The organism is Candidatus Saccharibacteria bacterium (assembly GCA_016191105.1).
Classification (GTDB): domain Bacteria; phylum Patescibacteriota; class Saccharimonadia; order CAILAD01; family BJGX01; genus JACPPH01.
Map to the genome: position 1 here is coordinate 23006 of JACPPH010000002.1, position 24655 is coordinate 47660.

Annotated in this window: 30 protein-coding genes and 2 tRNA genes; 26 read left to right on the forward strand and 6 right to left on the reverse strand. The window is 44.3% G+C overall.

Annotated features, from left to right (window positions below; all coding sequences use genetic code 11):
• Position 1: 1 nt before the first annotated feature.
• Positions 2-76, reverse strand: a tRNA-Thr gene (locus HYX70_00285).
• A 79-nt stretch (positions 77-155) separates the two neighbouring features.
• Between HYX70_00285 and HYX70_00290 the strand changes: the two genes are divergently transcribed.
• The 3 genes from HYX70_00290 (at position 156) to HYX70_00300 (ending at position 723) form a co-directional block, all read left to right on the forward strand.
• On the forward strand, positions 156-386 hold the full coding sequence (locus HYX70_00290) for a PspC domain-containing protein (protein MBI2797722.1): 231 nt from the start codon (positions 156-158) through the stop codon (positions 384-386).
• Positions 387-388: 2 nt separating this feature from the next.
• Complete coding sequence (rpmG, locus tag HYX70_00295) at positions 389-547, forward strand: 50S ribosomal protein L33 (GenBank protein ID MBI2797723.1); 159 nt, start codon at positions 389-391, stop codon at positions 545-547.
• Positions 548-646: 99 nt separating this feature from the next.
• Positions 647-723: transfer RNA gene (locus HYX70_00300), tRNA-Trp, on the forward strand.
• Positions 724-983: 260 nt separating this feature from the next.
• On the opposite strand, the gene HYX70_00305 is transcribed toward HYX70_00300, so the two are convergent.
• The 4 genes from HYX70_00305 to HYX70_00320 all read right to left on the reverse strand — a co-directional run bounded on the left by HYX70_00305 (position 984) and on the right by HYX70_00320 (position 4393).
• Positions 984-1727: a recombinase family protein gene (locus HYX70_00305; GenBank protein MBI2797724.1), complete on the reverse strand. Its 744-nt coding sequence runs from the start codon at positions 1725-1727 to the stop codon at positions 984-986.
• Between the two features lie 54 nt (positions 1728-1781).
• The gene (locus HYX70_00310) at positions 1782-2873 is read right to left on the reverse strand and encodes a hypothetical protein (protein ID MBI2797725.1); all 1092 of its coding nucleotides are present in this window, start codon (positions 2871-2873) and stop codon (positions 1782-1784) included.
• Positions 2845-3153 (reverse strand): septation protein SpoVG family protein, encoded by a 309-nt coding sequence (locus HYX70_00315; GenBank protein MBI2797726.1) that lies wholly within the window; start codon positions 3151-3153, stop codon positions 2845-2847. The genes HYX70_00310 and HYX70_00315 overlap by 29 nt, the downstream gene beginning before the upstream one ends.
• Before the next feature lie 196 nt (positions 3154-3349).
• Positions 3350-4393, reverse strand: coding sequence for a hypothetical protein (locus tag HYX70_00320; protein MBI2797727.1), 1044 nt, complete (start codon positions 4391-4393; stop codon positions 3350-3352).
• Between the two features lie 54 nt (positions 4394-4447).
• Here HYX70_00320 and HYX70_00325 point away from each other — a divergent pair, with 54 nt between their 5' ends.
• The 4 genes from HYX70_00325 (at position 4448) to HYX70_00340 (ending at position 8050) form a co-directional block, all read left to right on the forward strand.
• Entirely contained in the window at positions 4448-4624 is a 177-nt protein-coding gene (locus HYX70_00325) for a helix-turn-helix domain-containing protein (protein ID MBI2797728.1), read from the forward strand.
• 11 nt (positions 4625-4635) lie between these two features.
• Positions 4636-5256 carry a DUF3800 domain-containing protein gene (locus HYX70_00330; protein MBI2797729.1) on the forward strand — a complete coding sequence of 207 codons (621 nt, stop codon included), beginning with the start codon at positions 4636-4638 and terminating at the stop codon, positions 5254-5256.
• A gap of 362 nt (positions 5257-5618) precedes the next feature.
• Entirely contained in the window at positions 5619-7130 is a 1512-nt protein-coding gene (locus HYX70_00335; GenBank protein MBI2797730.1) for an ABC-F family ATP-binding cassette domain-containing protein, read from the forward strand.
• Positions 7127-8050, forward strand: coding sequence for an aminoglycoside phosphotransferase family protein (locus HYX70_00340; GenBank protein ID MBI2797731.1), 924 nt, complete (start codon positions 7127-7129; stop codon positions 8048-8050). The genes HYX70_00335 and HYX70_00340 overlap by 4 nt, the downstream gene beginning before the upstream one ends.
• 38 nt (positions 8051-8088) lie before the next feature.
• Here the strand turns inward: HYX70_00340 and HYX70_00345 are convergent, their stop codons facing one another.
• The gene (locus HYX70_00345; GenBank protein ID MBI2797732.1) at positions 8089-8418 is read right to left on the reverse strand and encodes a hypothetical protein; all 330 of its coding nucleotides are present in this window, start codon (positions 8416-8418) and stop codon (positions 8089-8091) included.
• Positions 8419-8448: 30 nt separating this feature from the next.
• On the opposite strand from HYX70_00345, the gene HYX70_00350 reads away from it, so the two are divergent.
• From HYX70_00350 to HYX70_00440, 19 genes are all read left to right on the forward strand, one after another.
• A complete protein-coding gene (locus tag HYX70_00350) occupies positions 8449-10224 on the forward strand; it encodes a type II/IV secretion system protein (GenBank protein ID MBI2797733.1) in 1776 nt (591 codons plus the stop codon).
• Positions 10205-11398 carry a type II secretion system F family protein gene (locus HYX70_00355; GenBank protein ID MBI2797734.1) on the forward strand — a complete coding sequence of 398 codons (1194 nt, stop codon included), beginning with the start codon at positions 10205-10207 and terminating at the stop codon, positions 11396-11398. The genes HYX70_00350 and HYX70_00355 overlap by 20 nt, the downstream gene beginning before the upstream one ends.
• A gap of 8 nt (positions 11399-11406) precedes the next feature.
• Positions 11407-11850 carry a type II secretion system protein gene (locus HYX70_00360; GenBank protein MBI2797735.1) on the forward strand — a complete coding sequence of 148 codons (444 nt, stop codon included), beginning with the start codon at positions 11407-11409 and terminating at the stop codon, positions 11848-11850.
• Positions 11847-13619, forward strand: coding sequence for a type II secretion system protein (locus tag HYX70_00365; GenBank protein MBI2797736.1), 1773 nt, complete (start codon positions 11847-11849; stop codon positions 13617-13619). Before HYX70_00360 ends, HYX70_00365 begins: the two co-directional genes overlap by 4 nt.
• The gene (locus tag HYX70_00370) at positions 13619-14152 is read left to right on the forward strand and encodes a prepilin-type N-terminal cleavage/methylation domain-containing protein (protein MBI2797737.1); all 534 of its coding nucleotides are present in this window, start codon (positions 13619-13621) and stop codon (positions 14150-14152) included. The genes HYX70_00365 and HYX70_00370 overlap by 1 nt, the downstream gene beginning before the upstream one ends.
• Positions 14149-14565 carry a hypothetical protein gene (locus tag HYX70_00375; GenBank protein MBI2797738.1) on the forward strand — a complete coding sequence of 139 codons (417 nt, stop codon included), beginning with the start codon at positions 14149-14151 and terminating at the stop codon, positions 14563-14565. Before HYX70_00370 ends, HYX70_00375 begins: the two co-directional genes overlap by 4 nt.
• 85 nt (positions 14566-14650) lie before the next feature.
• Entirely contained in the window at positions 14651-15109 is a 459-nt protein-coding gene (locus HYX70_00380) for a prepilin-type N-terminal cleavage/methylation domain-containing protein (GenBank protein MBI2797739.1), read from the forward strand.
• A gap of 84 nt (positions 15110-15193) precedes the next feature.
• Entirely contained in the window at positions 15194-15889 is a 696-nt protein-coding gene (locus tag HYX70_00385) for a hypothetical protein (protein MBI2797740.1), read from the forward strand.
• Between the two features lie 182 nt (positions 15890-16071).
• Positions 16072-16347 carry a hypothetical protein gene (locus HYX70_00390; GenBank protein ID MBI2797741.1) on the forward strand — a complete coding sequence of 92 codons (276 nt, stop codon included), beginning with the start codon at positions 16072-16074 and terminating at the stop codon, positions 16345-16347.
• A gap of 276 nt (positions 16348-16623) precedes the next feature.
• Positions 16624-17964 carry an FtsX-like permease family protein gene (locus HYX70_00395; protein ID MBI2797742.1) on the forward strand — a complete coding sequence of 447 codons (1341 nt, stop codon included), beginning with the start codon at positions 16624-16626 and terminating at the stop codon, positions 17962-17964.
• Positions 17964-18635, forward strand: a complete 672-nt coding sequence (locus tag HYX70_00400; GenBank protein MBI2797743.1) for an ABC transporter ATP-binding protein — start codon at positions 17964-17966, stop codon at positions 18633-18635. The genes HYX70_00395 and HYX70_00400 overlap by 1 nt, the downstream gene beginning before the upstream one ends.
• A 47-nt stretch (positions 18636-18682) precedes the next feature.
• Positions 18683-19087 carry a hypothetical protein gene (locus HYX70_00405; protein ID MBI2797744.1) on the forward strand — a complete coding sequence of 135 codons (405 nt, stop codon included), beginning with the start codon at positions 18683-18685 and terminating at the stop codon, positions 19085-19087.
• A 50-nt stretch (positions 19088-19137) separates the two neighbouring features.
• A complete protein-coding gene (locus tag HYX70_00410; protein MBI2797745.1) occupies positions 19138-20418 on the forward strand; it encodes a hypothetical protein in 1281 nt (426 codons plus the stop codon).
• 81 nt (positions 20419-20499) lie between these two features.
• Positions 20500-20643 (forward strand): hypothetical protein, encoded by a 144-nt coding sequence (locus HYX70_00415; protein MBI2797746.1) that lies wholly within the window; start codon positions 20500-20502, stop codon positions 20641-20643.
• A gap of 196 nt (positions 20644-20839) precedes the next feature.
• Positions 20840-21517, forward strand: coding sequence for an ABC transporter ATP-binding protein (locus HYX70_00420; GenBank protein MBI2797747.1), 678 nt, complete (start codon positions 20840-20842; stop codon positions 21515-21517).
• Positions 21514-22725 (forward strand): FtsX-like permease family protein, encoded by a 1212-nt coding sequence (locus HYX70_00425; GenBank protein MBI2797748.1) that lies wholly within the window; start codon positions 21514-21516, stop codon positions 22723-22725. Before HYX70_00420 ends, HYX70_00425 begins: the two co-directional genes overlap by 4 nt.
• Complete coding sequence (locus tag HYX70_00430) at positions 22706-23314, forward strand: RNA polymerase sigma factor (GenBank protein MBI2797749.1); 609 nt, start codon at positions 22706-22708, stop codon at positions 23312-23314. Before HYX70_00425 ends, HYX70_00430 begins: the two co-directional genes overlap by 20 nt.
• Positions 23304-23855: a hypothetical protein gene (locus tag HYX70_00435; GenBank protein MBI2797750.1), complete on the forward strand. Its 552-nt coding sequence runs from the start codon at positions 23304-23306 to the stop codon at positions 23853-23855. Before HYX70_00430 ends, HYX70_00435 begins: the two co-directional genes overlap by 11 nt.
• The gene (locus HYX70_00440) at positions 23842-24642 is read left to right on the forward strand and encodes a hypothetical protein (GenBank protein MBI2797751.1); all 801 of its coding nucleotides are present in this window, start codon (positions 23842-23844) and stop codon (positions 24640-24642) included. The genes HYX70_00435 and HYX70_00440 overlap by 14 nt, the downstream gene beginning before the upstream one ends.
• Positions 24643-24655: the final 13 nt, after the last annotated feature.

Below are 24655 nucleotides of genomic sequence, written 5' to 3' on the forward strand. Positions count from 1 at the left end.
ATGGAGCCACCCGCGGGATTTGAACCCGCGACCCCTTCCTTACCATGGAAGTGCTCTACCCCTGAGCTAGGGTGGCATAAAACAGATTACAGTCTAGCAAATTTGAGGCACTTTTTCAATCCGCAATTGGACGTGATGCTGCTATAATTATAGACATGCCCAAGAAAAAAGAAGCTCAATTAGAACTTTCTAAATCCGACAAAAAGGCCACCGGTCTTTCTGGCGGCATTGCCGAGTATTATCAGCTCAGTCCGGTTTGGGTACGGATTGTGGCGGTGATTTTTATTGTACTCACTGGTATTATTCCAGGACTTATTATTTACTTTTTGATTTCAGCAGCTATTAAGCAGGGCGAGTCCGCCGAAGGCGGAGGCAAAAAGACTTAGACATGAAGAAGCCTCGTGCTAAAGTTACCTTAGAATGCTCGGTCTGTGGCAGCCGCAACTACCGCACCAGCAAGAACTCTCTAAATACTACCCAGCGGCTAGAGCTCAAAAAAGTTTGCAAAAAGTGTGGTAAAACAACCCTGCACAAAGAGAGTAAGTAACCTGTAAAAAGTAGTGCTTTTCTGGTAAAATAGTGTGGTTCTATTGCGACTAACCCGATTGAATAAGAGAATGAAATTCTATTTGTTCAATCGAATTAAAGGGGTGTAGCTCAGTTGGCTAGAGCGTCGGTCTCCAAAACCGAAGGTCGCGGGTTCGACTCCTGCCACCCCTGCCAATTCGCATTTTTCGAACAATCAAGTATCATATCAAACGGACTTTTCAGGTTGTAATGGACGATTTTACCGTCCATTTTTAAGTTCGAAAATACGAACCTTAGTAATTTGTTTTGTAACGCTGGTTTCGAACTTGTGAAGAGTTTTGCTGTTTTTTGAGCTATTTCTAACAGATATGATGCTGTTATTAGAAAACTTTTATCATCTTTAGTGAGGCTAGCCAGCTGTTCATTTAACTCTTGCTGTCTGGTCTTCATATCTTTTACACGTTTGTCATATTCGTCGGGTGTAATACGCCATAGTAGAACGGGTTTTGTAGTATCTTACCTACGTGACTGCGAGATATTGGCCGAGATAGGCTTGTGTTGTTCTGTAAGCCTTCTTTTCGGAGTATTTTAGTAATAGCATCAACTGCCATGCCTTGAGTGCGAAGCTCAAATGCTTTTACAATATACTTGGCCCGTTCTGGGTCTGGGACAATAGTAGTTTCTTTTTCGGATAGACGTTTATTCGTGTAGCCAATAGGTGCTTTGCCTGGCCATTGTTTTTCTTCTTTTACTAGCTGTTCTAGACGACGTTTGACATTGTCACTTATCGAATCAGAATAGTATTTAGCCAGTGCCAGTCCAATTCCTAGCCGAAATAAGTCTGTCGCTGGTGACTCTTTTGTAACAACAAGATTATCAGATGGGAAATGCATCTCAATCTTGTTTTTTAGCCGAAGCTCATTAAATAACCGAACTTCTTCTTGGCTTGAATCTCGACTAAAACGGTCAATTTTATCAAAGACAACAATGCAGTTATCGGGATAGGATTCAATTTTATTTTTTATGAACGTGGCGAATTTTCGTCTGTCTGATTTATATGCAGACTCATCAAACTTGATTAGTTCATAATCAAAGTCTTGTTCTTCAGCATATTTAACTAATTTTAGTTTTTGTGCAGGCAATGCCTTGCGTTGTTCTTTATCTGATACACGGGCTATTAGGAAAGCTTTCTTTTTCATTGTTATACCTTTCTTCTATATTACCACATAACAATACATAACAAGTGGTAACAATTAAATAATCTTATAGTTAAGTTGGATGGGTTCGTATTGGCTTAAGAATTTGTCGATTACCAATACGGCTTCATATTGTTGCTGGGGCGGGTCACGGCTCAATGACTTGAGTCGATTCCAGGCGTGTTTGCCGAACCTATCGTCTAAAAGCTTTCTGGCCTGTCGTGAATCTAAGTCTGCTGTAAGAATCAGTAGTCCAAACTTCGCTAAAGCCTGTTGGGGTTTGATGCTCTGGTCTTTAAGGATATTTGCGAGTAGATTTTCATAACCTTTATCAAACTCAACTAACGGCATATTGTTTCGAAACTTTTCCCAGGTATGCGTGAGCACAGCTTGGGCCACTTTTTCGCTAAATAATTCTTTAAATGTTAAGTCTCCATCGCATCCAGACTTTTTAAGGTAAGAGCCAATCATACGCTTGTTACCAAGCCTTACCTCAAAACGAAGTAACGACAGTGGCTTTTGAGTATTTAGAGCGTCCAGTAAATCAAGCTGTATGTAGTTGTCGTTTTCAAATGAGCGTTTTTCGCTAGTTGCCGACTGTTCGAGGTCGGCCTTCTTATCATAAAAGGCAATATCTAGTGAGTTTTGGTGAAAATGGAGTATATGACCGCCGTTACGGAAGTTGGTTTTTTGAACATCTAATCGTTTTGAAATGTCTACCTTGTTTAAGTTGGTCAGAATAGACGAGCAAGAAGTATAGTCACGAAATGGTATGTTTTTACCAAAGTGAATGGCACGAACCTCAGCGTTGATTATTTGGTGCTTAAATAGCCATACATTCATTTGTTGAAGTGTGCTTTGTAGCTTTGAAACTAGTTGTTCAAAATCTGAATCACATAGTTCATCGAAGTTATTATTAAAAAGTAATTTCGGTAGCGAAAGTTCGATACAAAGTTCACGCTCCAAAAAGTTATTTTGTTTTGGACGCTGAGTATAAGTTAGTCTAGGTTGGTAAATACCAAGCTTTTTTGTGCTGGCTGATGGGTTCTTAACTGCTTTAAATACACCACGGTATTCTTCGCTAATACGTATGTCGGGCGTGAACCCAGAAAAGTCTGGTCTATCTTTCATCTTGATAACCAGTTTCACTGTGTCTATCATTGTCACTTCCTTTAAAAACTTCATTACATTTTTCGATAATGGCGTTCTCAATAAGTTGGCCCGTTAAGCGATTTATTGGGTGAAAAACTTGTAGTTCACGCAATCCAACCTTTTTTGTGGGGTAAGTTATCCTAAATGAACCATCTGGCCTTACATAGACCGCTATTGAGCCGAGGTACATCGAACCATCAATCACAATTGATGCAAAAGCTACCAAGCCATTTGTAGGTTTAATTGGTAAGATTTGTACTTCTGTGACATCAGACATTGGGACCGTCCTCTTTAAGCCCGAGGTCCATTTCTATTAACACATCAAAAAGACCAGCCAAGTTTCCTATAGCTTCCTCGTCAAGTATTTGTGCTGGTTTTTGATTCTTGGACATGAAAATAGCCTCTAAATAGAGACTACTCTTTGCTTATACGAGTCGGCTTAGACGCTCACTGACTCAAACTTCACTCACACTTTACTGCTGGTATTGTTTCATCATTCGAATTTTCGCTGCCTTATAGTAAAATAGTTTCGGTATCCCAAGCTTTTCACTGGCCTTCTTGTTTACACGTAACACGGCATCATAAACTGGTCGTTTACTGTCCTGGCTTTTTGTACTGTGCTCAAGTATGTCAATCTCTTTTACAGCAGCCCGTCTGTTTTTAAACGCCAGTTTACAGAGGTAGTATTCAAGAGTTTCATCTGGTATATCGCATGTTTTTTCACCGAAGCTCAGGACGCTTGCTTTGGGGTCAAAGTTAACTTTAGCTGAAGTGGTATCGTGCTTTTCTACGGACATAGTTTTTTCTTCAGGTATATCCACGGCTTCTGCTTTTCTGCCATCTGAAGATTGAGAGCTAAACTCTTCTTTATATCTTGCCTTGGTTTTATCGGCAAAGCCATCAAATGCAAACGCATCAAATTCAATCTTTAGTTTTGCATCCCAGCCGCTGCCTTGATTTTCGATTACCTCACAGGATTTGATTGCACCCTGCCTTTTCAAATACTCAGCACTTTTTATCCTCAAGTCACAATACTCATCACGAAAGTATCGGCTGTCTTTTGGGAAAAGGATAGGAAACCGTACTACTCGGTTGAGTACATTAACGGTTACCTCGTTACTATTGGTCATTTCAATTTCTTGCTCAATGTCTAAAACTAATTCGTGAATAGCGAGGAAATTCTTTGTACCTAGCTTATGGATACCTTGGTGATAGCGTCTGTATGTGTCCTCAAAAAACTTTTGAAAAGTCGGCAAGACGCCCATAACATACTTATAAGCGTCGGGGTCATTACTAGGCTTAATAACCGACCAGCTATCAGGTACGTTTATCAGATTTATAACTCTTTCATCCTTATCAAGCTTTCGGAGTATTTTATCTACATCGTCTTTTGTCATAGACGAAACAGATTCAATAGTTACCGTACACGGCTCCTTAGATGATGTTAAAGCGTCAGCTTCTTTTATCGTGTAAACCACGGTCCACAGTTTTTCTATAGCACTCATCACATCTTTCAAAATTATATTGGTAAAATTATACCTTATAATTGTATACTATTGTTAGGAAATGTTATGACTGAACTACTTACCATAGGCGAAGCAGCAAAACTACTCAAGGTTCATCCCAATACTCTACGCAATTGGGATAAGCAAGGCATTCTAAAGCCTGCTCGAATTGGCACAAAGAAGCTACGGCGTTATAAACGAGAAGATATTCTGAAATTACTTGATAATGACAATAATGCCTAGGCTAACATAGAATGCTCGTTTTTATTGATGATTCTGGTGATGCTGGGTTTAAACTGGGAAAAGGTTCTAGCAAGCATTTCGTTATAGCTTGTATTATTTTTGATGATAACCTAGATGCGGAAGAAACAGCATTGCGTATTAAGCGATTACGACGTTCTCTCGGTTGGCGTGATTATAGAGAATTTAAGTTTAACAAGACCACAAAGGCAATAAGACTTAAGTTTTTAGAAGAAGTAAAAAGCTGCAACTTTAGAGTACGAGCAATTATTGCGGATAAGTCTATTATTCGTAGCGAGGAGCTGAAGACCAATAAGAACTCATTCTACAACTATATGATTAAGGAGGTTTTGTCCAAAAGTGATGGTTCTATAAAAGAAGCTAGAATCCGACTTGACGGGCATGAAGACCGTGCTTATAAGCGAGCGGCGTCCACTTATTTTCGAACCCATGTTAATTCCAAAAGTAGTATTCTAAAAGATATGAAGTTTGTTAACTCAAAAGGAGACAATCTAATTCAGTTAGCGGATATGATTGCAGGTTCGCTACTACGTTCGACGACTAGTAAATCGGATTGCCAACAGTATATAGGTGTCGTTAAGCAGCGTATCGAGGACGTTTGGTATTTCAAATAAAAAACTCGCTTCCTATCTTGGTTGTCCCAAGCACGCACACCATACGGTGACAGTTCGGAAGACGAGTCATTTGTATCTTTAGTATATTACAACCATAACAAATAAGCAAAAGCGTTTTAGGTAATTAATGATTTCTGGGGTTGATTTCGCATATGGTTAGTGGTATAGTGGCTGCGACAGAAAGGATACATAAGGTAACATATGGCCCCAAAACAATTGAGACAAAACTAATAATCACATGAGCAAATTGCAAATGTGGTGCTTTCTCAATTGAGCCAGTATCCAATAATCAAATAGTTAACAAAAAAAGCCGAGTGCTTATGTGATTACATGCTCGGCTTTTGTGTATTATGGAGATAACTATGATTATTTTGAAAGACGTAACAAAGACATATAAAGATAAGGCTGTTCTCGATGAGGCTGAACTTAGCGTAAACCCTCAGGAGATAATCGGCCTAGTGGGTAAAAACGGAGCTGGAAAAACTACTCTTATGCGTATTATATTAGGCGAAATCAAGCCTGATAGCGGTACCGTTCAGACGAGCGATGAAATAGTTGGCTATTTACCACAGCATAGTGATTTTGGCGAACAAACAGTTCAGGAGTTTTTACAATCAAAACTACCTGCCGAACATCTTGGGTGGAAAATAGATAAAAATTTGGACTTGGTTGGCTTAAAAGGCATTGATGTCCAGAAAAATGCCAATAGCTTGAGTGGTGGTCAAAAAACAAGGCTTGGGCTAGCAGCTTTACTCTTGGCTGAACCAGAACCAACAGTATTATTGCTCGACGAGCCGACTAATAATCTAGATGCTGAAGGATTGAAATGGTTAAGGAGTTTTATAAAACAGTTCAGAGGAAGTGTTTTGCTGACATCTCACGACAGAGGATTTTTAGACGAATCAGTTAACAGGATTGTCGAGTTGGATAATGGGAAAGCAAAAAACTATGGTGGTAACTACTCGTTTTACAGAGAACAAAAGCAGCTAGAGTATCAATCACAGCTTGATAAGTGCGAGAAAAGCCAGCTAGAGCAGAAGAAGCTCAAGCGGACAATCGTGGCCCAGAAAGAGAAAGCTCGCCATGTTCAAAGTAACTTTAAGCAAAAAGACAACGATAAGTTTGCCAAAGCCTTCTTCAAAAACAGAGTGACAGTTAAGCTAGACAAGCAAGCCAGTGCCTTAGAGTCCAGGCTAGAGCAGCTCGATGACGTTGAACGACCGATGCAACGAAAATCCTACAAAGTCGAGCTAGAAGGTTCTGTCCCAAGCAGTAAGATGATTCTGAAAGTTGAATCGCTATCGAAAAGCTTTGATGGTCATATTGTTTTAAGTGATTTGAGTTTTGAAGTCTATGGCGGCGAAAGAGTCTGGGTTTCAGGTGTGAATGGCTCGGGTAAAAGTACATTACTCAAGATTGCGGCTGGTATTGAGTCGCCTGACTCTGGGAGTGTCCAGCTTGGAAACAACCTTGAATTTGGGTACTTTTCACAGGAGGCCACTGGCTTAAATCTATCTGAAACAGGAATTGCCGACCTTCTATCTACTGGGGCTAAGCCTCAAGTTTGCTTTGAGCAGGCTAAGAGTTTGCATATCACAGAACAAGACTTGAAAAAGCCACTATCAGAGCTTTCAAGAGGCCAGATTGCCAAAGTAGCATTTGCGAAGTTGTTACTTGGTCAGAACCAATTACTTATACTAGATGAGCCAACTAATCATCTAGAAATCGAAACCCGTGAAGAAATTGAAGCTGCATTAAGCGAATATAAAGGAGCAATAGTTGTTGCTTCACACGACAAGTATTTTTTAGATGCCATCGGGGTTACAAAGGAGCTATCAGTTATTGATGGAAAGACGTTTGGGGTGACATCATGAAGCAAGCAATTCTAAAAGACTTCAATCTAAAAGAATCGGCTTTTATTGGTGAAGGTGGTGAAGCTTGGGTTTACCTACTCGATGCTAGTAGAGTTCTTAAGATTTACAAGAATAACGACCTTAGTAAGAATCTTGTCGGTCTACAAAAGCTATATAAAAGTCTCAATTGGAGTTCAGCTGGGCTTACCGAGCAAGCCATACTTGAGTTTGGTACTTCTCATAAGTCGCTATATACAATTGAAAAGCGTATTAAAGGCCAAGACTTCTGCAAAAGTCTAAAAATTCTGCAAGGCAGACTAAGACAAGAAGCACTAGATGATTTTTATTTGCGAGCTAAACAGTTACACACATTACAGAAAGAGAAGCATGTACTTTTCGGTGATGCAATTCATATAGAAAAGCCTAGGTCAAAAAACTGGACCACTTTTCTGCAAAAATCAGCCAAGCAAAAAGTGAATTGGGATTTTAAGCCAGAAGAACAAAAGAAAATTCTAAATAAGTTTAGCGACCGACTAGCAAAACTAGATTACAGTGGCAAACCACAACTTGTCCACTTTGATTACTTCCCAGCTAACGTAATGGAGAAAGATGCCAGAATTGTTGCCATTATTGATTTTAGTTTGGCAATCTATGGCGACCCCCTAATGGATATTGCAGGTACTGTGGGCTATCTTGGGCTAGTAGCAGAAATGAACAAGGCCGATACTGGGTACTTACTAAATAAAATGCTCAATGACCATAACCAAACGGAGCTTGTTACACTTACTACCTATTTGGTTTATATGGCGATTTATTGGAGTTACTGTAGCCAGCAAAGCGTTGCCGATTGGGCAATGCATATCTTAGACGCCTGGGAAGAAAGCGGTTTTGTACAGTTTTCAGAGGATATTTGGAAAGCAGCAATCCTTAAAACACGATAATTACACGACACACTAGCTTTAACCTATCAGGTAAACTACTAAACAGTTAGTAACTTACCAGACAGCTCAAATGTATCGACCAAATCTTTTACTGTATAATCTTCATTAGAGGCTATTGCAACTGTTCGTAACGATACAACTAGCCCCTGCCAACAAAAAAGAACCAGCAATGTTGGTTCTTTTTTGTTGGATGAGAGATTAACACCCGCGACGCGGGGGCGGTGGAGTGAGCCGCGCAGCTTAAATACAAATGCATTTGTATTTGGCGAGCAGCGAATGGAGAAGGCGTAGCCGCTTACCTGCCATACGGCTGTGCTTAAAGACCCAAAAGGGTCTTTTTTGGTAATTGAATAGGGTATAATTAGCATAACCATAATTATGGCCGTTTTTTGCTACCTATGGATCAAATAAACCAAAATCAATCAAATCAACCAACCAATAACCAGCCTGAAACTCAGGTGAGTTCTGGTACCAAAGACCATAGGACCAACACCGCAGGCGGCGTAACTATTGCTGAAGCTCAAAACACCAAGCTCCAAACTGAGAAATACATTAAACAGAGCTTGGTGCGCGATCAAAAGCTTAATGCTCAGCAGTTAGCCAGCATTGAACATCTTATTAAGCTCCACAACATCGACTTTATCGATTATTTAATCTCGCAAAACGTTGCCGATAAGGAATACATTGGCCAGGCAGTTGCCCGCTATTATGGCCTTAACTACATTGATCTAGATAGTAATCAACCGCTCAAAGAGCTGGTTATGCTGGTGCCCAAAAACGTTACGGCCGAAAATCGGGTTGTTTATTACTACAAAGACAGTGCCCGAGCAATTTTTGTGACCGATCAGCCCAAACAGCCGGGGCTTAAAGAAAAGCTGGCACAGTATATTGGCGGACTAAGATTTGAACTGGCCTACTCGCTAAGTGAAGATATAGATGTGGTTTTGGCTCGCTACCGCACGCCACTAGCCACGCGGTTTAACCAGATAATTCAACAACAAGATCGCGTAGCTCCCGATATAATTGATGAAATTGTAAAAGATGCTCTGGTGCTCGATGTTAGCGATATTCACCTGGAGCCAGAAGAGAGTGTGGTTCTGATTCGCTTTCGCATAGACGGTGTATTGCGTGAGGCAGGCCAGCTGCCACTCAAGTACTACGACAGCATTCTAAACCGCCTAAAGGTACAGGCCAAGATGCCAATAGATGTACATGGTGCAAGTCAAGACGGGGCGATTCGCTACAGTATAGACGAAGTTTCTGTTGATATTCGTATTTCAATCGTACCGACACTAAATGGTGAGACTGTGGCCCTGCGCCTGCTGGCCGGTAATTCCAAAAACCTTAACTTCAAAAATCTAGGCTTCAATGTGTTCGACCTGCGCCTGATTAACCAACAGATTCATAGACCATTTGGCATGATTGTTACCACCGGACCCACCGGGTCGGGCAAAACCACTACACTATATTCTATGCTTAAGCTTTTAAATAGTTCTGACATAAACATTACCACTATTGAAGACCCGGTGGAGTATAAACTGTTTGGCATTAATCAAATTCAAGTGAACCGTGCTACCGGGCTAAACTTTGCTGAAGGGCTGCGCACAATTGTGCGTCAGGATCCAGATATAATTTTGGTAGGAGAGATTCGCGATCGAGAGACTGCTAAGATGGCCGTCAATGCCGCACTTACCGGGCACTTGTTATTTTCGACATTTCATGCCAATGACTCAGCTACAGCCATACCGCGGTTTATTGACATGGGGGTTGAGCCGTTCTTGCTGGCTTCTACACTAAATACAGTTATAGCTCAGCGGTTGATGCGCACAATCTGCAAAATCTGCACAAAAAGTTTTGTAGCTGATATTGACCAGCTAAAAAAGCGCATACCCAATGCCGAAAGATATTTCCACAAGCCCAAGGTTACACTCTATTATGGCGAGGGCTGTGAGTCTTGTAACTATTCTGGTTACAAAGGACGAGTGGCAATTTACGAGATTCTGATTGTTTCGCCATCGATCAAGGAGTTGATAGTAAAGAATCCGTCGAGTCGATTAATATGGGAACAAGCCCAAAAGGAGGGCGCCCGTACCTTGTTCGAAGACGGCATAGTAAAAGTATTGAACGGACGCTCAACTCTGGAGGAACTACTACGTGTTGCTGAACCCAAATAGTACCCCTAAAGTCGATGCGCTGAATCCAGCTGTATCTTCGGGTTCGGCTCCAAAGAACGCATTTGCCAAACCAGTTGCAAAAGTGCAGCAGCCAAAGCCGGCCAAAAAGGTTAGAAAACTCACGCACGTTTCGGCTAGTCGAGATGCCAAAGAATATTTTACTGAGACACTGAGCATGCTGCTCTCGACTGGCGTGCCAGTAGCCATGAGTCTAGACATTATTGCCAAGGAGATCACCACCAAGAAAGTAAAAAAAGCGATTTTGCAAATGCGTGATGAGGTTGACGAAGGCTCACCGCTCTGGAAGGCGGTTGGCGAGACGGGCATATTGCGGTCTTCGTCGGTGGCGCTAATTAAGGCCGGCGAAGAATCAGGTAGGTTGGCCGAGAATCTAAGGGTTGTGTCTGATCAGACTCATCGTATAAATTCTCTCAATGCCAAAATCCGTTCAGCCTTAATCTACCCGGCTTTTTTGATCGTTATGCTGGTGCTTGTGGGTAGCGGCATAAGTTTGTTTTTGTTGCCTAAGCTAGCAGAGATATTTAAAGGCCTGGATGTTCAGCTTAATCTACTTACTAAAATAATGATTGGCTTTGGTATTTTTTGGTCTCATTGGGGCATACTAATTACTCTAGTTGGTTTTGTAGTTTTGTTTGTTGTGGGCCTAGGCATTGTCTATGTTAAACCAGTTAAGCTGGTGGCTGAGAAGATTCTGTTTGTACTGCCAGGTGTTAAGACAATTATGTATGAATCTGAAATAGCTCGCTTTGGGTTTATAACCGGTTCATTGCTCGATGCCGGCTTGCCAATTGTTGAGGTTTTAGATTCGTTACACGATTCATTTGCCACCATTCGATATCAAAAACTAGCTGAATTTATGAAGCAAAACATAGAAGAAGGCCAGTCGTTTAAAGACACCTTCGAGAAGATAAACGACCGTAAGGCGTTTCCCGGTCCGATCCGCATGCTTATAACTAGTTCTGAGAAGTCGGGTAACTTATCGAACACTCTGCTGAAAATAAGCACTATCTATAATGAAAAAGTTGAAATTGCTGCTCAGAATCTTGAGACGGTAATTGAGCCGATAATTTTGATATTGATAGCTCTGGGTGTGTTGTTTGTTGCTCTATCGGTCATCTTGCCGATCTACGGCTTACTGAGTGGAATCAAATAACTTGTATTATGGTAGCATATCAACAAAAATCTGGTTTTACGCTAATAGAGCTAATACTGGCAACAGGCATAATAACAATCTTGGTTATGATTTCGATTCCCATTCTCAATCGATATGTTCAAAGAAATGATCTAGATGTAGCAGCTAGCGCAATCGTGCAAGATTTGTACAGAGCTCAGAATTTAGCCCGCAATGGTGAGAACGGCGGAAATTGGGGAGTTTATATCCAAAGCGGCAGCATTACGGTCTTTCAGGGCAACAGCTATGCTAGCCGGATTCAGTCCAAAGATGAAGTTTTTGGTATTTCACCCACAATTGCAACTTCGGGCACAAACGAGTATGTTTTCTCGTCCTTTACCGGCACACCGATTGCCACAGGCTCATCGACTATTCAGAAAAACAGCGATACCAAAACTGTAACCGTTAATGCCAAGGGGGTAATAGAATATTGAAGGATAGTAGAACACACAGGCGGCAAAACGGCTTTAGCCTAATTGAGATATTATTAGCGGTAGGTGTGTTTGCTTTGTTTGGCACGATTATGTTGAGTGCTTTCGTGTATGGGCGTGATGCTGTGAGGCAGGCTGGTGATAGGGTTAGAGCAGTTGAATTGGCCAATGGTGGTATTGAGGTTGTTCGCAATATTGCCAACCCCAATTATTCGAACCTCTCTAGTTTTACCAACGGCACAACCTACTATGTTTCAACCATCAACAACCAGTGGCAATTAACTACTGCGCCACAATTGATAGACGGAAAATATACAAGAAAGGTAATTTTTGGTGATGGTCCGAACGGGTCACGGGCGGTTAATGTAACAGTAGCTTGGGCTCACAATTTAACCAGAACCAGTAATATTACGGTTAGTACCTACTTTGCCAACTGGCGCCAGCCAACGGCACCAGCAAATAAGTCTGGCTTATTTGTGTATGCCGACGGCGGCACAACCAGCGACAGCATAAAATACCGCCAGCTGCAGCTGGACGGTACCTGGACTACAGCCAGCCCCTTGCCCGATGTAGACCCTAGCACAACCAACCAGGCGGCTCGGTCGGTAAAGCTGTTTCCGGCTCAAACTGGCTCGGCCAAAATGTTATTAACTCGACATTTCAATGGCACCACCCAATACTTTTATGCTACCTATTGGAATGGCTCAGCCTGGGGTACACCACAACTACTGGCACAGTGGAATTCGACCAGCTATGTCAATGTTGGCAATTTTGGTGGCGACTGGCTAGCCGATGGGTCGTTTATGACTGTTTACTCGGATGGTAGCAATGCGCCTAAGTCCAAAATCTTTAATGGCTCGAGCTGGGGGCCCACCGTTAACGTAGGCTCGCTGGGTTCGACCAGTAATTTTCCAAGCAATATTGTAGTAAAAGCCCGCCCCCAAACCAATGAGGTTATGATGGCTGTATTAGATTTTGAATACAATACAAACTCCAACTATTATTCGAATGGCTCCTGGCGAGGCTATGTAAAGCATGCCTCTAACTCGGTTGGTAACAGCTCCAAGCAGATTGATTTTGATTGGAGCCCAATAGATCCAACTACTGGTGCGCTGGTCTATACGGTTAATACTCAAGACAGGTCGCTAAGGGCTCGAACCTTTACAGCTGACGGCCAGGGCTCTGGCAGTTGGAATCCGGTTTCTAACTCAAACAACCAGCCAGTAGGCTCGACGATTGGCTCATTGGCTCAAGCCCCACGGCCAAGTGTGGCTTCGGATTTTGTTAGTTGCGATAAAGATCAGGATAGCCCACCGGCCATATACTGCTACAAGTTCTCGCCCGGTCCCAACGGCTGGCAAGATCCTGCAAACAAGCTAATCACAACCAGTACGGCTCCAGGATTACAATTGAGTCTTGACTTGGCGTACGAAGCCAAAACTTCTAATCTTGGTCTGATATTGTATTCCGACAATACCGCTAGCGCTAAGCTTAAGCGCTATGATTCTATTGCCAACAGCTGGGACGTAAACCCGGTTTTGGGTTTACCGGCGGCCAGCGGAATTATACAGAAAACAAGGCTTGTGGCACGACCAAATACCGACGACCTAATGACAATCGTTGCCGATGCCAACAAGAACTTGTACACCGGAGTATTTAATGGCACCGATAACACAATTTACAGTTCGCCCTCGGGTAAAGCCTGGACCAACCAAAATGCTAATGGGCCAAGCAACAGTGCAGTTTGGTTTGATTTTTCATGGGACAATTAATGTATTGGTTTAGAAAACCAGCTTCCAGCAAAGGGGGGTATACCTTAGTAGAGTTATTGCTATATGTCGCTATTTTTTCATTAATTATTGGAACTATTCTGGCAGTAGCTACCTCAGCGGCCGACCAGAAAATAAAAAATCAGATTACTCAGGAGGTTGATTACCAGGGTCAGCTAGTATTAACCAATATCACACAGGCTATTCGTAATGCCGCTGCAGTTAATTCACCAACCACTGGCAACGCAGCCTCCTTGTTGTCTCTCAGTACTGCTATAGCTGCCAATAATCCAACTGTTTATGATTTAGTCCAAGACCAGAGTGTAAACAAGATCCGGCTTCGTCAGGGTGCCAACACAACCAGCTTGCTTACCAGCTCGCGTGTGACAGCTAGTAAGTTATTGTTCACTAATCGCACCATAACGGGCGGCAAAGACTCGATCGATATAACTTTTACTCTAACTTACTATAATCCCGCAAATAAACCCCAGCTGCAATACCAAAAGAACTTTTATGGGACAACTACACTACGATGAAGAAGCCACTACCTAGCGGCTATATTACCCTAATGACCGTAATTGTTGTGACCGCTATTGGTAGCGTGGTTGCCCTGCTTTTACTTTTTTCGGGCGTGAACACTAGCAAAACCAGCCTTAGCACCCAGCAGTCCGCTCAAGCTATGGCCGCGGCCGATGGCTGTGCCGAGCTGGCACTGGCCGCCATACAGGCGAACATTGCGCTACCAACGCCTCAAAATGCCAACTTTACGATCGATACGGCGGCAAAATCCAGTTGTAGCTCTACAATCACAGGCACATCACCCAACTATGTAATAAACACAACTGGTACGGTTGACCCTGCAGGTAAAAATGTGACTCGAAAACTTATTGTAACTCTCGATCGAGTGGGGCCGACACTGAACATTCATAGCTGGCAAGAAGTCCCGTAAAAAATTCTCGGTTAGCTATTGCAAAATAAACATAAGCATTTTACTATAGACTTAAGCAACTATAACAAATAAAAAAGAGGTAATTATGTTCAAATCATTCAAATCAATTAAAAAACACCAAGGCTTCACCTTGATCGAAGTTTTGCTGGTGGTGGCAATTATTGCAATTCTGGCCGGAATTGTAATCTTGGCCGTTAACCCGGCCAAACAGTTGGCCGACACTCGTAACGCCCAGCGTCGTAGCGACGTTAACACACTAATTAATGCTATCTATCAATACTCGATTGATAACAACGGCAATGTTCCATCGAGCATTACAATTGCTGGCGGCAACGCCTGTATTACTCCAGGCGGTACTTGCACAGGTCTTGTTGACTTGAGCGTACTAACCGACAACGGTAAGTATTTGGTCAAAATCCCACGCGACCCTAGCTCAAACAATGCTAATGATTCAAAGTATCTTGTTGTAAAAGACTCCAACAATCGGATTACTGTCTCGGCTCCAGATGCCGAACAGGGTGCAACGATCTCGGTAACCCGATAGACAGCCGAGTATAGCAACAAAATAGCCCCAAGCGGGGCTATTTTGTTGCTCACACACACAGCATTTGAGATAATCAAAGCACTTATGCCAGAACGCTATACAATTTCGAATCGACCAGGCAACAAAAAACCTGAGACCAGCAATAAGCTTGGCAAAAAAGCCGCTTCAACCTTAAGTGCTCAGGGCCTTTCCACGGGGTACTTGGTTGGACTGGTGGCTTTGTTGATAATTGGCACCAATGTATTAACATATCTTGTAACAGCCTCTGTTTACAAGGGTAAAATTACCGATCTTGAGAAAAAATCTGAACAACTTCGGCAAAAGCTCAATCAGTCGCAAAGCTCTGAGAGCAATGCTAACACAAAGAGTGCAACCGGCGTTCAAATCAACATTCCGCAAGATCTGCGCAATAAGATACAAAATGCTATTGACAGCAAGAATTACCAGGAACTCTCGGCTATTCTGGCTCAATCGGTAACCTTTGCGTTGGCTGGCTCCAGCACTACCCAGCAATCACCTCAGCAAATCTTAGCCTCATTGGCTGCCCTGCAAGGTGCGAGCGGTGGCTGGAATTGGAATCTTTCACAATCCCTACTGCAGCAGTTGCAGCAAGGTTCGAACGCCCAGTACTTTGGCAGTGGGGCCATTGTTGGTCAGTCTGGCAATGGTTATATTGTGGCTGCAACGGTTGGCGCAGACGGACAAATAACCTCGATTTTTATTAGCCAAACACCAAATGATGCTGCCGCACCGAACCCTACGAGCCAGGGGACCGACTAACAAACTATGGTTGCCGGCCGAGAGTTGGCGATTATGGCGTAGGGTGCAGCTTGAGTACCATAGCCAGCTCTTAAATAAGCCGAATGGGTCTTTTTTGTTATGCTTGAATTTAGCCATAAAAAATGATATAAAGCATAGGATTCGGGGAACAGCCTCGGACTACACTACCGTTGAGGTGACTCATGGAAACTGCTGAAGTTACGCTTCGTTCAATCGCCGAGGGCATCCTTCAGTCCTCGTTGACTGGCCACTTCCCGATGGATCCGGAGGGCGCGGCTCAGGCCGTTGCAAAGTGGAGCGATGAAGAAGTGGCTGCGTTCTGTTTCCCATTTCTCCTGAAGGAGAAGAAGTGGGACTTCGAGACCGGAGACGATCCACTCTCGCTGCTTCCTCAAGAGCTGGAAGAGGAGGCGCGAGAGTTGAAAGGGAAGGGGATCGGCTCTTCTGCTGGGAGTTAGTCAACCCGGGTGGGTGGGGTAAGCGACATATGGTCGGCCCCTCAAGCGGTTTCGGAATTTTGTTCCGAGATCGCTGTTTTCGTTATAATCAAAGTTATACTTTCCAAGATCGTACGCTGCCCTTGTACTTATGCCAAAATCAGGATAGATCTTTCTATTACAGTTTGATCAAACACACTACCACTAGGTAGTAAGTGGGTTTTTGGCTTAGTTTGGTCACAGTCGCACATTGGGATCGTTTCTTAAAACATACACTAACTAGGCTTTCACAAAAAAATGAATTTTATTTCTCGTGGTATTCGCAACGCCTTTCGAAACTCCATACGCACAATTTCGATTGTACTCATATTGAGCCTTAGTATTGGCCTGGCAATTATTATGGTACTCGCTCGCCAAGCAGTACAGGCCAAGATTGATTCGGTTAAGGGCTCAATTGGTAATATTATTACTGTTTCTCCAGCGGGCGCTCGTGGCGTCGAGGGTGGAGGGGAACCGCTTACGAACGATCAGATCAACCAAGTAAAGAGCACTGACCATGTTGGTAGTGTAACAACAGCGCTGGTTGATCGTCTGAACTCAACCGATACTAACTTACAATCGGCAGTCGAGGCTGGCAGCTTTGGCCGGCGCCAGAATCATAGTGAATCTGGCAACCAGGAGGGGGGCAATATTCCACCAACAGTTATCGCGGTGGGGACTAGCAATCCGAGCTCACTCCAGACTTTTGGTGGCGGTACAGTCAGTATAGTAAGCGGCCAAACCATCGATGGCGGTAGTAACAACAATATCGCCCTGGTAGGGCAAGGGCTTGCCAGCAAGAACAACTTGAGGGTTGGTTCGACATTTCAAGCCTATGGCAGCCCTGTAGCCGTCTCTGGTATATTCACCTCGGGTAATAGATTCTCAGACAATCTCATAATAATGCCGGTGGCTACTGAGCAGCGCTTATCTAATCAGGTTAACGCAATCACAAGCGCTGTTGTGCAAGTAGATTCAATATCTAATATGCAGGCCACCGTCACCGCTATTCAGGCCAAGTTAGGAAGTGCCGCTGATGTAGTAAGCCAACAAGATACCTCTAGTCAGGCATTAGCACCGCTCGAAAGCATTAAGAGTGTTACATTCATTGGTTTAGTGGGGTCTGTGGTTACTGGAGCGATAATTATCTTTTTAACCATGCTTATGATTGTGCGCGAACGCCGGCGCGAAATCGGAGTAACCAAGGCCATTGGTGCCACTAATCGAAAAATTGTTGCTCAATTTATTGTGGAGGCTGTAACCCTTACATTGCTAGCCATGGTAATTGGCCTTGGCCTTGGCATAATCGGCAGCAATCCTGTTACCAAAACGTTAGTTACTAGCGGTGCCACAAATAACGTCCAACAAGCTGGATCAGGTTTGGGCACAGAACAAGCTGGTGGCACGCATGCTGCTGGCGGCATTCGAGGGGCTGCTCAAAATGCTAACACAGCAATCCGGAACATTCAGGTTGCCATAGGCTGGAATGTGTTGAGCTATGCCGTATTGGCGGCGCTATTGATTGCGATTTTGGGTAGCGCAGTGCCAGCTTGGTTGATTGCCAAGGTAAGGCCGGCAGAAGTAATGAGGACAGAGTAATGCTAAAAGTAACTAATTTAGGAAAGACATTTAACGATCAGGGTAGCTTGGTAACTGCGCTTAACAAAGTTAACCTCTCGGTTGGTAATGGTGACTTTGTTTCGATTGTGGGCGCAAGTGGCAGCGGCAAGAGCACGCTCCTGGCACTTTTGGGTGCGCTGGAACGACCGAGTGATGGTCGAATTGAAATGGATGGCACCGACATTACCAAACTAGTTGATCGCAAGCTAATTGACTATCGCTGTCGCAAGATTGGTTTTGTATTTCAAAACTACAACCTAATTCCAAATTTAACAGCTATCGAAAATGTAATGTTGCCTATGGAGTTCTGTGGTGTCAATAAACCGCAACGCAAGCAACGAGCCATCGAGTTGCTTGACCAAGTTGATCTGGGTAGCAATAAACATCACCGCAAGCCTGGCCGTCTATCGGGCGGGGAACAGCAAAGGGTGGCTATTGCCCGAGCCTTGGCCAATAAGCCAGCTATGGTGCTGGCTGACGAACCAACCGGCAATCTTGATAGCAAAACTGGCAAAATGGTGTTTGATCTGCTACACAGTCTGAGTCGTCAGTTTAAGACAACGGTTATTGTGGTTACCCATGATTTAGCGATTGCTGGTAAGACTGACAAAAAATTCACTATCGAGGACGGCAAGCTGTCGGGTAGATAACGGTGCCTTGACCCATGGGCATATAATAGTTAAAAGGAGTCGAAACTATGGAGTTTGAAACTATGCTAAACATGAACAGCATATTAATTAGTAGCCAACAGGCTGATAAGCTGGCCGAATACTACGGCCGAGTTTTGCAAAAGAAACCCGAGTGGCAAGACGATAAGATTGGCTTTACAGGCTACTTAGCTGGAAGTTGTTTTATCTCGATTGGTCCACACGATAAAGTAAATGGTAAGAGCGCCAACCCCGAGCGGATTATGCTAAACTTTGAAAGCAAAGATGTTGAGGCCGACTTTGAACGCATAAAAACTCTTAATGGCACCGGCATTGTGCAAGAACCCTACCACCCTGGTGGTGACGAAAAATACACCATGGCCACCTTGTCCGACCCAGACGGTAACTTTTTTCAACTGGTTACCCCGTGGGACGAATCCACGAAGCCCGAGTAAAAGCTCAAGAAGTTTGTAAAATTCTAGCCCATAATCTATAGTGTGGAGTAATGACCGACAATAAGACTCGCAATCGCTTTAGTTGGTTTCGTCGCCACAAAGTATGGACGGCAATCTTTGTCTTGGTGTTGCTTGGGCTAGCCGCTTGGGGCATAAAAACTTGGTATAGTAATTACCAGGCAACAAAGTATCAAGACAGTTTAGATTCGTTTTACACTACCCCCAACCCGCTACCGCCAGGCAAGCCAGGACAGATAATTCGTTCTGAGCCACTTGGCACAAACCCACCAAACGGTACTGGCTATCGGGTAATGTACTACACACAGTTGCCAAACGGCACGCTAGCTGTAAGTTCTGGCATGATTTTTGTACCCTCAGCACCAGCGCCAGCCGAGGGTCGCAAGATTGTTGCCTGGGCCCACGGCACGGTTGGTCTAGGCGACAATTGTGCGCCCTCTAGACAGCAAAACCCCACCAGTGCCATATCGACCTGGATAGGCGATATGATGTCTCGAAACTATGTAGTAACAGCCACCGATTACACCGGACTTGGTACTGCTGGTGAGCCATATTACCTTGTTGGAGAGAGTGAGGCTCGGGATGTACTTAACTCGGTGCGAGCAGCCCAAGGCTTATTGAGTAGCTCTGCCTCGAACAACTACGCTTTGTTTGGGCACTCCCAAGGAGGCCACGCTGTGCTTTGGGCAACCCAGTTGGCTGGCAGTTACGCTCCAGAACTACGCCTTGTTGCCACAGCGGCTGGAGCCCCAGCCGCAGAATTGCCTGCACTTTTGCAAGAACAGTACAGCACCGGTGCGGCCTGGGCGATTGGGCCGATTGTGTCGGCAAGTTGGCCCAATTACTATTCTGGGCTTAGCAACCAAGAAGTGGTGAGCTCAGCTGGCCTGCGGAACTATCAGCGGCTGGCCTATAGGTGTCTGGTCGATGAAACCGCCAATATTTTGATTCGGTCGGCTATTAAACAACCTTACTACAAAAGTGATCCGGTTCGGGAGCCAGACTGGTATAATGCTGCGAACAACCAGGTTCCACAGGCACCGCCACCAAGTGTGCCAACCCTAATCGCCCAAGGGCTAACCGATAATGTGGTGCTGCCCAACACCACAGCTCTTCTTATTCAGCAGTACTGTAACAAAAACTCGAATATCAGCACTATGTGGTTAGGCCAGACCGGGCACCTGCAGCTAGCCCTGATAGCGGGCCCCACAATTGCTGAATGGCTGCAAGCTCGCTTTGAGGGTCAACCCACACAAAGTACGTGCACACAGCCACTTCCACTGAATCCGGCTTCTATACCAGCCACACCATAGAAACTTGGCTTTTAGTATAATTTTTTACTGCAGAGAGCCACAAAATATGCCAAGCTTAGTTTGTAATGAAGGAGGTGTGTTATGGATTCAACAACCATGCACCGCGAAGCCGAAGCCATGATGAGGGAAGCTGAGGAGCTGGAAGCTGCCGCCCTCCAACAAGAAGAGGCCGAGCGCTTAGGGGCCGAAGCCAGCAGTGGCTACAACCCAGTTAACATATTCTAACCCAACCTTAACTGTGCACCAGGATTGTGTGAGTTTGTTGCCCTTTATGTAAGATAAAAAAGTTGATACCAGTGGACTTAAAAAGCACCGGGTGAGTAGTAACCAGCCATGTTTAACAAAAAGGCCAGCTTACTGGTTTTTTTGCGTATCTTAAGACAGCATGCAAACATAACCGCTTTATAGTACTATATAAGGTATGCTGCAGCTGCAAAAAGTCAGCAAGATTTACAATTTAGGCGAGGTTAACGTCACGGCCTTGCGCGGGGTTAGCTTAGAGATACACGCCGGAGAAATGGTTTGTATAATGGGCAAGTCTGGTTCTGGCAAGAGCACCTTATTGCGCATGATGGGGTTGATTGACCAGCCGACCGCCGGAACGGTTAGCCTGGATGGAATAAATGTTGGACGCTTGCCAGAGTCTAAGCGGTCGCGCATTCGACTCGGACAGTTTGGTTATGTTTTTCAGGAATATGCCCTACTGCCAGAACTAACAGCGCTAGAAAACGTTTTTTTGCCGGCCAGGGCATTAGGGCGCTACAACAAGGACTACAAGGATAGAGCTATAACCCTAATGGACGCAGTCGATATGTTGGCTCGGCGGGATCATCGCCCCAAGCAACTTTCGGGGGGTGAACAGCAACGGATAGCAATAGCTCGGGCACTAATTAATAAGCCAGAAATTGTTTTTGCCGATGAGCCAACCGCAAATCTCGACTCGGCCTCAAGCTGGAAGGTGATGCAAACGCTCTACTGGTTGAACCGAGAGTACTCTACGACTGTTGTTTTTGTCAGTCACGATCCAGATGATGTCTTTTATGCAAATCGTGTGGTGCGCCTAGCAGACGGCCAGGTGATGAGAGTAGATACCCGATGATAGCTAGGCTACAAGTAGCGTTTTTCTTGGCTGTAAGATCAATCTTTAGGGGCAATACTTGGTTGTCGATTATGACGATGGCCATGATGATTTTAGTTTATATTAATCTAGTTTTTACGCCATCACTGCTTCAGGGTGTAATTGACACGGCCAATACTAAACTCGTAGACACTCTTACGAGCAACATTACGGTAGAGTCGAGCAAAACTGGTGAGCTAATAACAAACGTCCAATCGCTTGTTGACCAGATTAACAAGATAGACGGGGTAAGGTCTGCTACGGCCGCCAGGACTGCCAGTGCCCAGATAGAGTTTGGCAGTGAGCAAGGCACGGCCGAAATTTCTGGTGTACAGGTGCCTAGTTTTCGCCAAGTCTATACCGTGCCTGGTTATATGATAGAGGGTTCATTCTTGCAGCCGGGCGATCGTGATCAGATTGTACTCGGTGCGCAAATTGCAGGCGCGGGTAAAACTAAGCTCGAGCTGTACAGTGATAGTTTAAAGAGTGCCCGAGCCGGCGACACCGTAACCGTGAGTTATGCGAATGGCGTTAAGAAAAACTACACTGTAAAAGGCATATACCAGACAGAATTTATTCAAGCTGACTTGAAGGCTCTAATTTCAGATGCTGAATTCGACTCTATTCAGCCAGGTAGTTTTGACAGGGCTAGTGCTATAAACATTAAAACCAAACCAGGCGCCAGTGATCAGTCGGTAATTAGCCAGGTTGCGACTTTGCGCTCAGATCTGCAGTTTAGAACCTGGCAAGAAAGAGCTGGCTTTGTTAAAAGCTACACCAGCTCGTTGGAAGTCGTTAATAGAATCCTGCGCGTAGTGGCGTTGGTGGTAGGGGGATTGACAATTTTTATTATCACCTATGTTGATGTCGTGAACAAAAGACGCCAAATTGGAATTGAGCGTGCTATCGGTATAAGCTCTACCACCATTGTATCGAGCTATATCTTACGCGGATTGTTTTACACGATCTTAGGCAGCTTTTTGGGCGTTTTGGCGTTTATGTTTATAGCAGTGCCGCTCGAAAAACGATATCCATTCAATTTTCCGCTGGGCGATGTTTACCTAGCTCTTAACTATGGCTTTTTACTAACGAATGTGCTAATTTTGGTTGGCGTTAGCATTGTGTCGGCTATGGTGCCTTCCTGGCGAGCAGTTAGAATTAGAATCGTCGATGCAATCTGGGGCAATTAACCAAAAGGTAACGCCAGCACTTACGTCTATGAATCTTAGCCCAGAAGAGCTATTAACCCTTATCGCGCAGGCCAAGTCTGGCGATAGTTTGGCTTTCGAGAAGCTGTATCAACATTTTTATCAGCCTATCTTACGATACATATTGTTAAGGGTAGGTGATCGTGACGATGCTGAGGATTTAGCTCAAAAAACATTCATTAAATTTTACAAAAATTTGCACAACTGGCGAGATCAGGGCTATAGCCCGGCGGCTTATTTATATACAATTGCCCGTAGCGTATTGGCTGATCATTTTCGTGGCCAAAAAGCCCGCAAGCTTGAGAATTCCGAGGACATCTTGGCTCTTCTGGCTGACAGGTCACAGAATTTACAAAAAAGCGTTATAGAATCAGAAGAAGTTCATCATATTTTAGACGCCATGCAGGACCTCCCAGATATAGATGCCGAAGTTTTGCGGTTGCGTTTTATTGAGGGGTTGAATAACCAAGAGATTTCACAGATTATTCAAAAAAACCAAGTCGCTACTCGCAAGGCAGTATCGCGCGCGCTGCAGCGCCTAAGAAATAGGATTTATAAAGATGAAAAATAACTACGACGAAATCTTAGCTAAAGCCACCGCGCCCAATACAAGCAACCATGAGCGTAGTGAGATTTATGGCTCAAATCCAGAAATAGCTGCTAAGCTAAAACAAGACGTCGAGCTATCAATGAAAATTGGACAGCTCCAGCAAACGGGGCCAGATGCCAAAGCTGCTTTTAAGGCAGTCTTGAATAATATTACTATCGATGAATTGAAGTCTACACAAAATCCTGACCCGGCTGTTTTACAGGCCACTGCCAGTAAGTTGAGCTGGCCGGCGCCACTTAAAGCTTATTTGCCCATGGCTGCGTTGCTAGTTGTAATTGGCTTAGTTGGTATCGTTTGGTTTCGAAGTGGTAGCCAGCCAACCACTAATGTTAATGTGCCACCTGTTGCCAACGGCAGCATTAGTAACGCCAACAGTACTATGATCCAAGATAGCACAAGCGAACAGATCAATGCTTCCTCGAGTGATGGCACAGCTGATATTTATACTGCTTCGGCAAACTCGTTAAAGCGCATGGGGAGTAGTGCCAATGTTAACTTTTAGATCCAATTTTGGACCAAACAAGATACTGGCAATAAGTATTATTGCTGTTTTTGCACTCACTATAGTGCCGCCGGCCTTAGCTGCCGACCAAGCAGACCAACAAAAGTCAGATTTTTGTAGCCGTCTAAGCTTTATTGCTAAAGACATTATTGCAAACATCGACGCCAACCGCTCGAGTATAGATAACGGCCGGCCGAATTTTGTAAACGGCATAAAGCAGCGCCGAGATAATTTTGACGGTCGGCTAAAATCGGCTCGCAGTCTATGGGACCAGCGTCGCAACCAACAATATGCCGCACTCGCAGACCACGCCAAAACCGCTGCCCAAAAGACAGCCGTTGAAGATTACAGGTCAACTATTGAAAGCGCCATTGCGACTCGTCGTACTGCCGTCGATTTAGCTATAAGCAATTTTCGGACCGCAGTCGACGCCAAGATCGACTCAGACCGGGGCAATATCGACGCTGTGGCCACAGAGTTTAAAAATCAGGTTCAGGCTGCCATTAATACTGCTCAAAGTGATTGTTCAAAAGCTGCGCCGTCAGACCAAGTTAGGCAGGGCTTAACTCAAAGCCTACAGAGTATCCGGCTAGCTTTCGAGCAGAACAGCAGTGCGGTAGACCAAGTTAAGAATGAATTGATTAGGTTGGATCAGCAAAAACGTGACTCTATAGAAACCGCTATCGGCCAATTTAAGCAAACTGCCGAGACGGCAGCTCAAAGCCTAAAGGCAAGTCTGGGCGGCGACCAATCACTTGCCAAGCCCAGTATGACTAATTCACTTTAAACAGGTTGGTTTT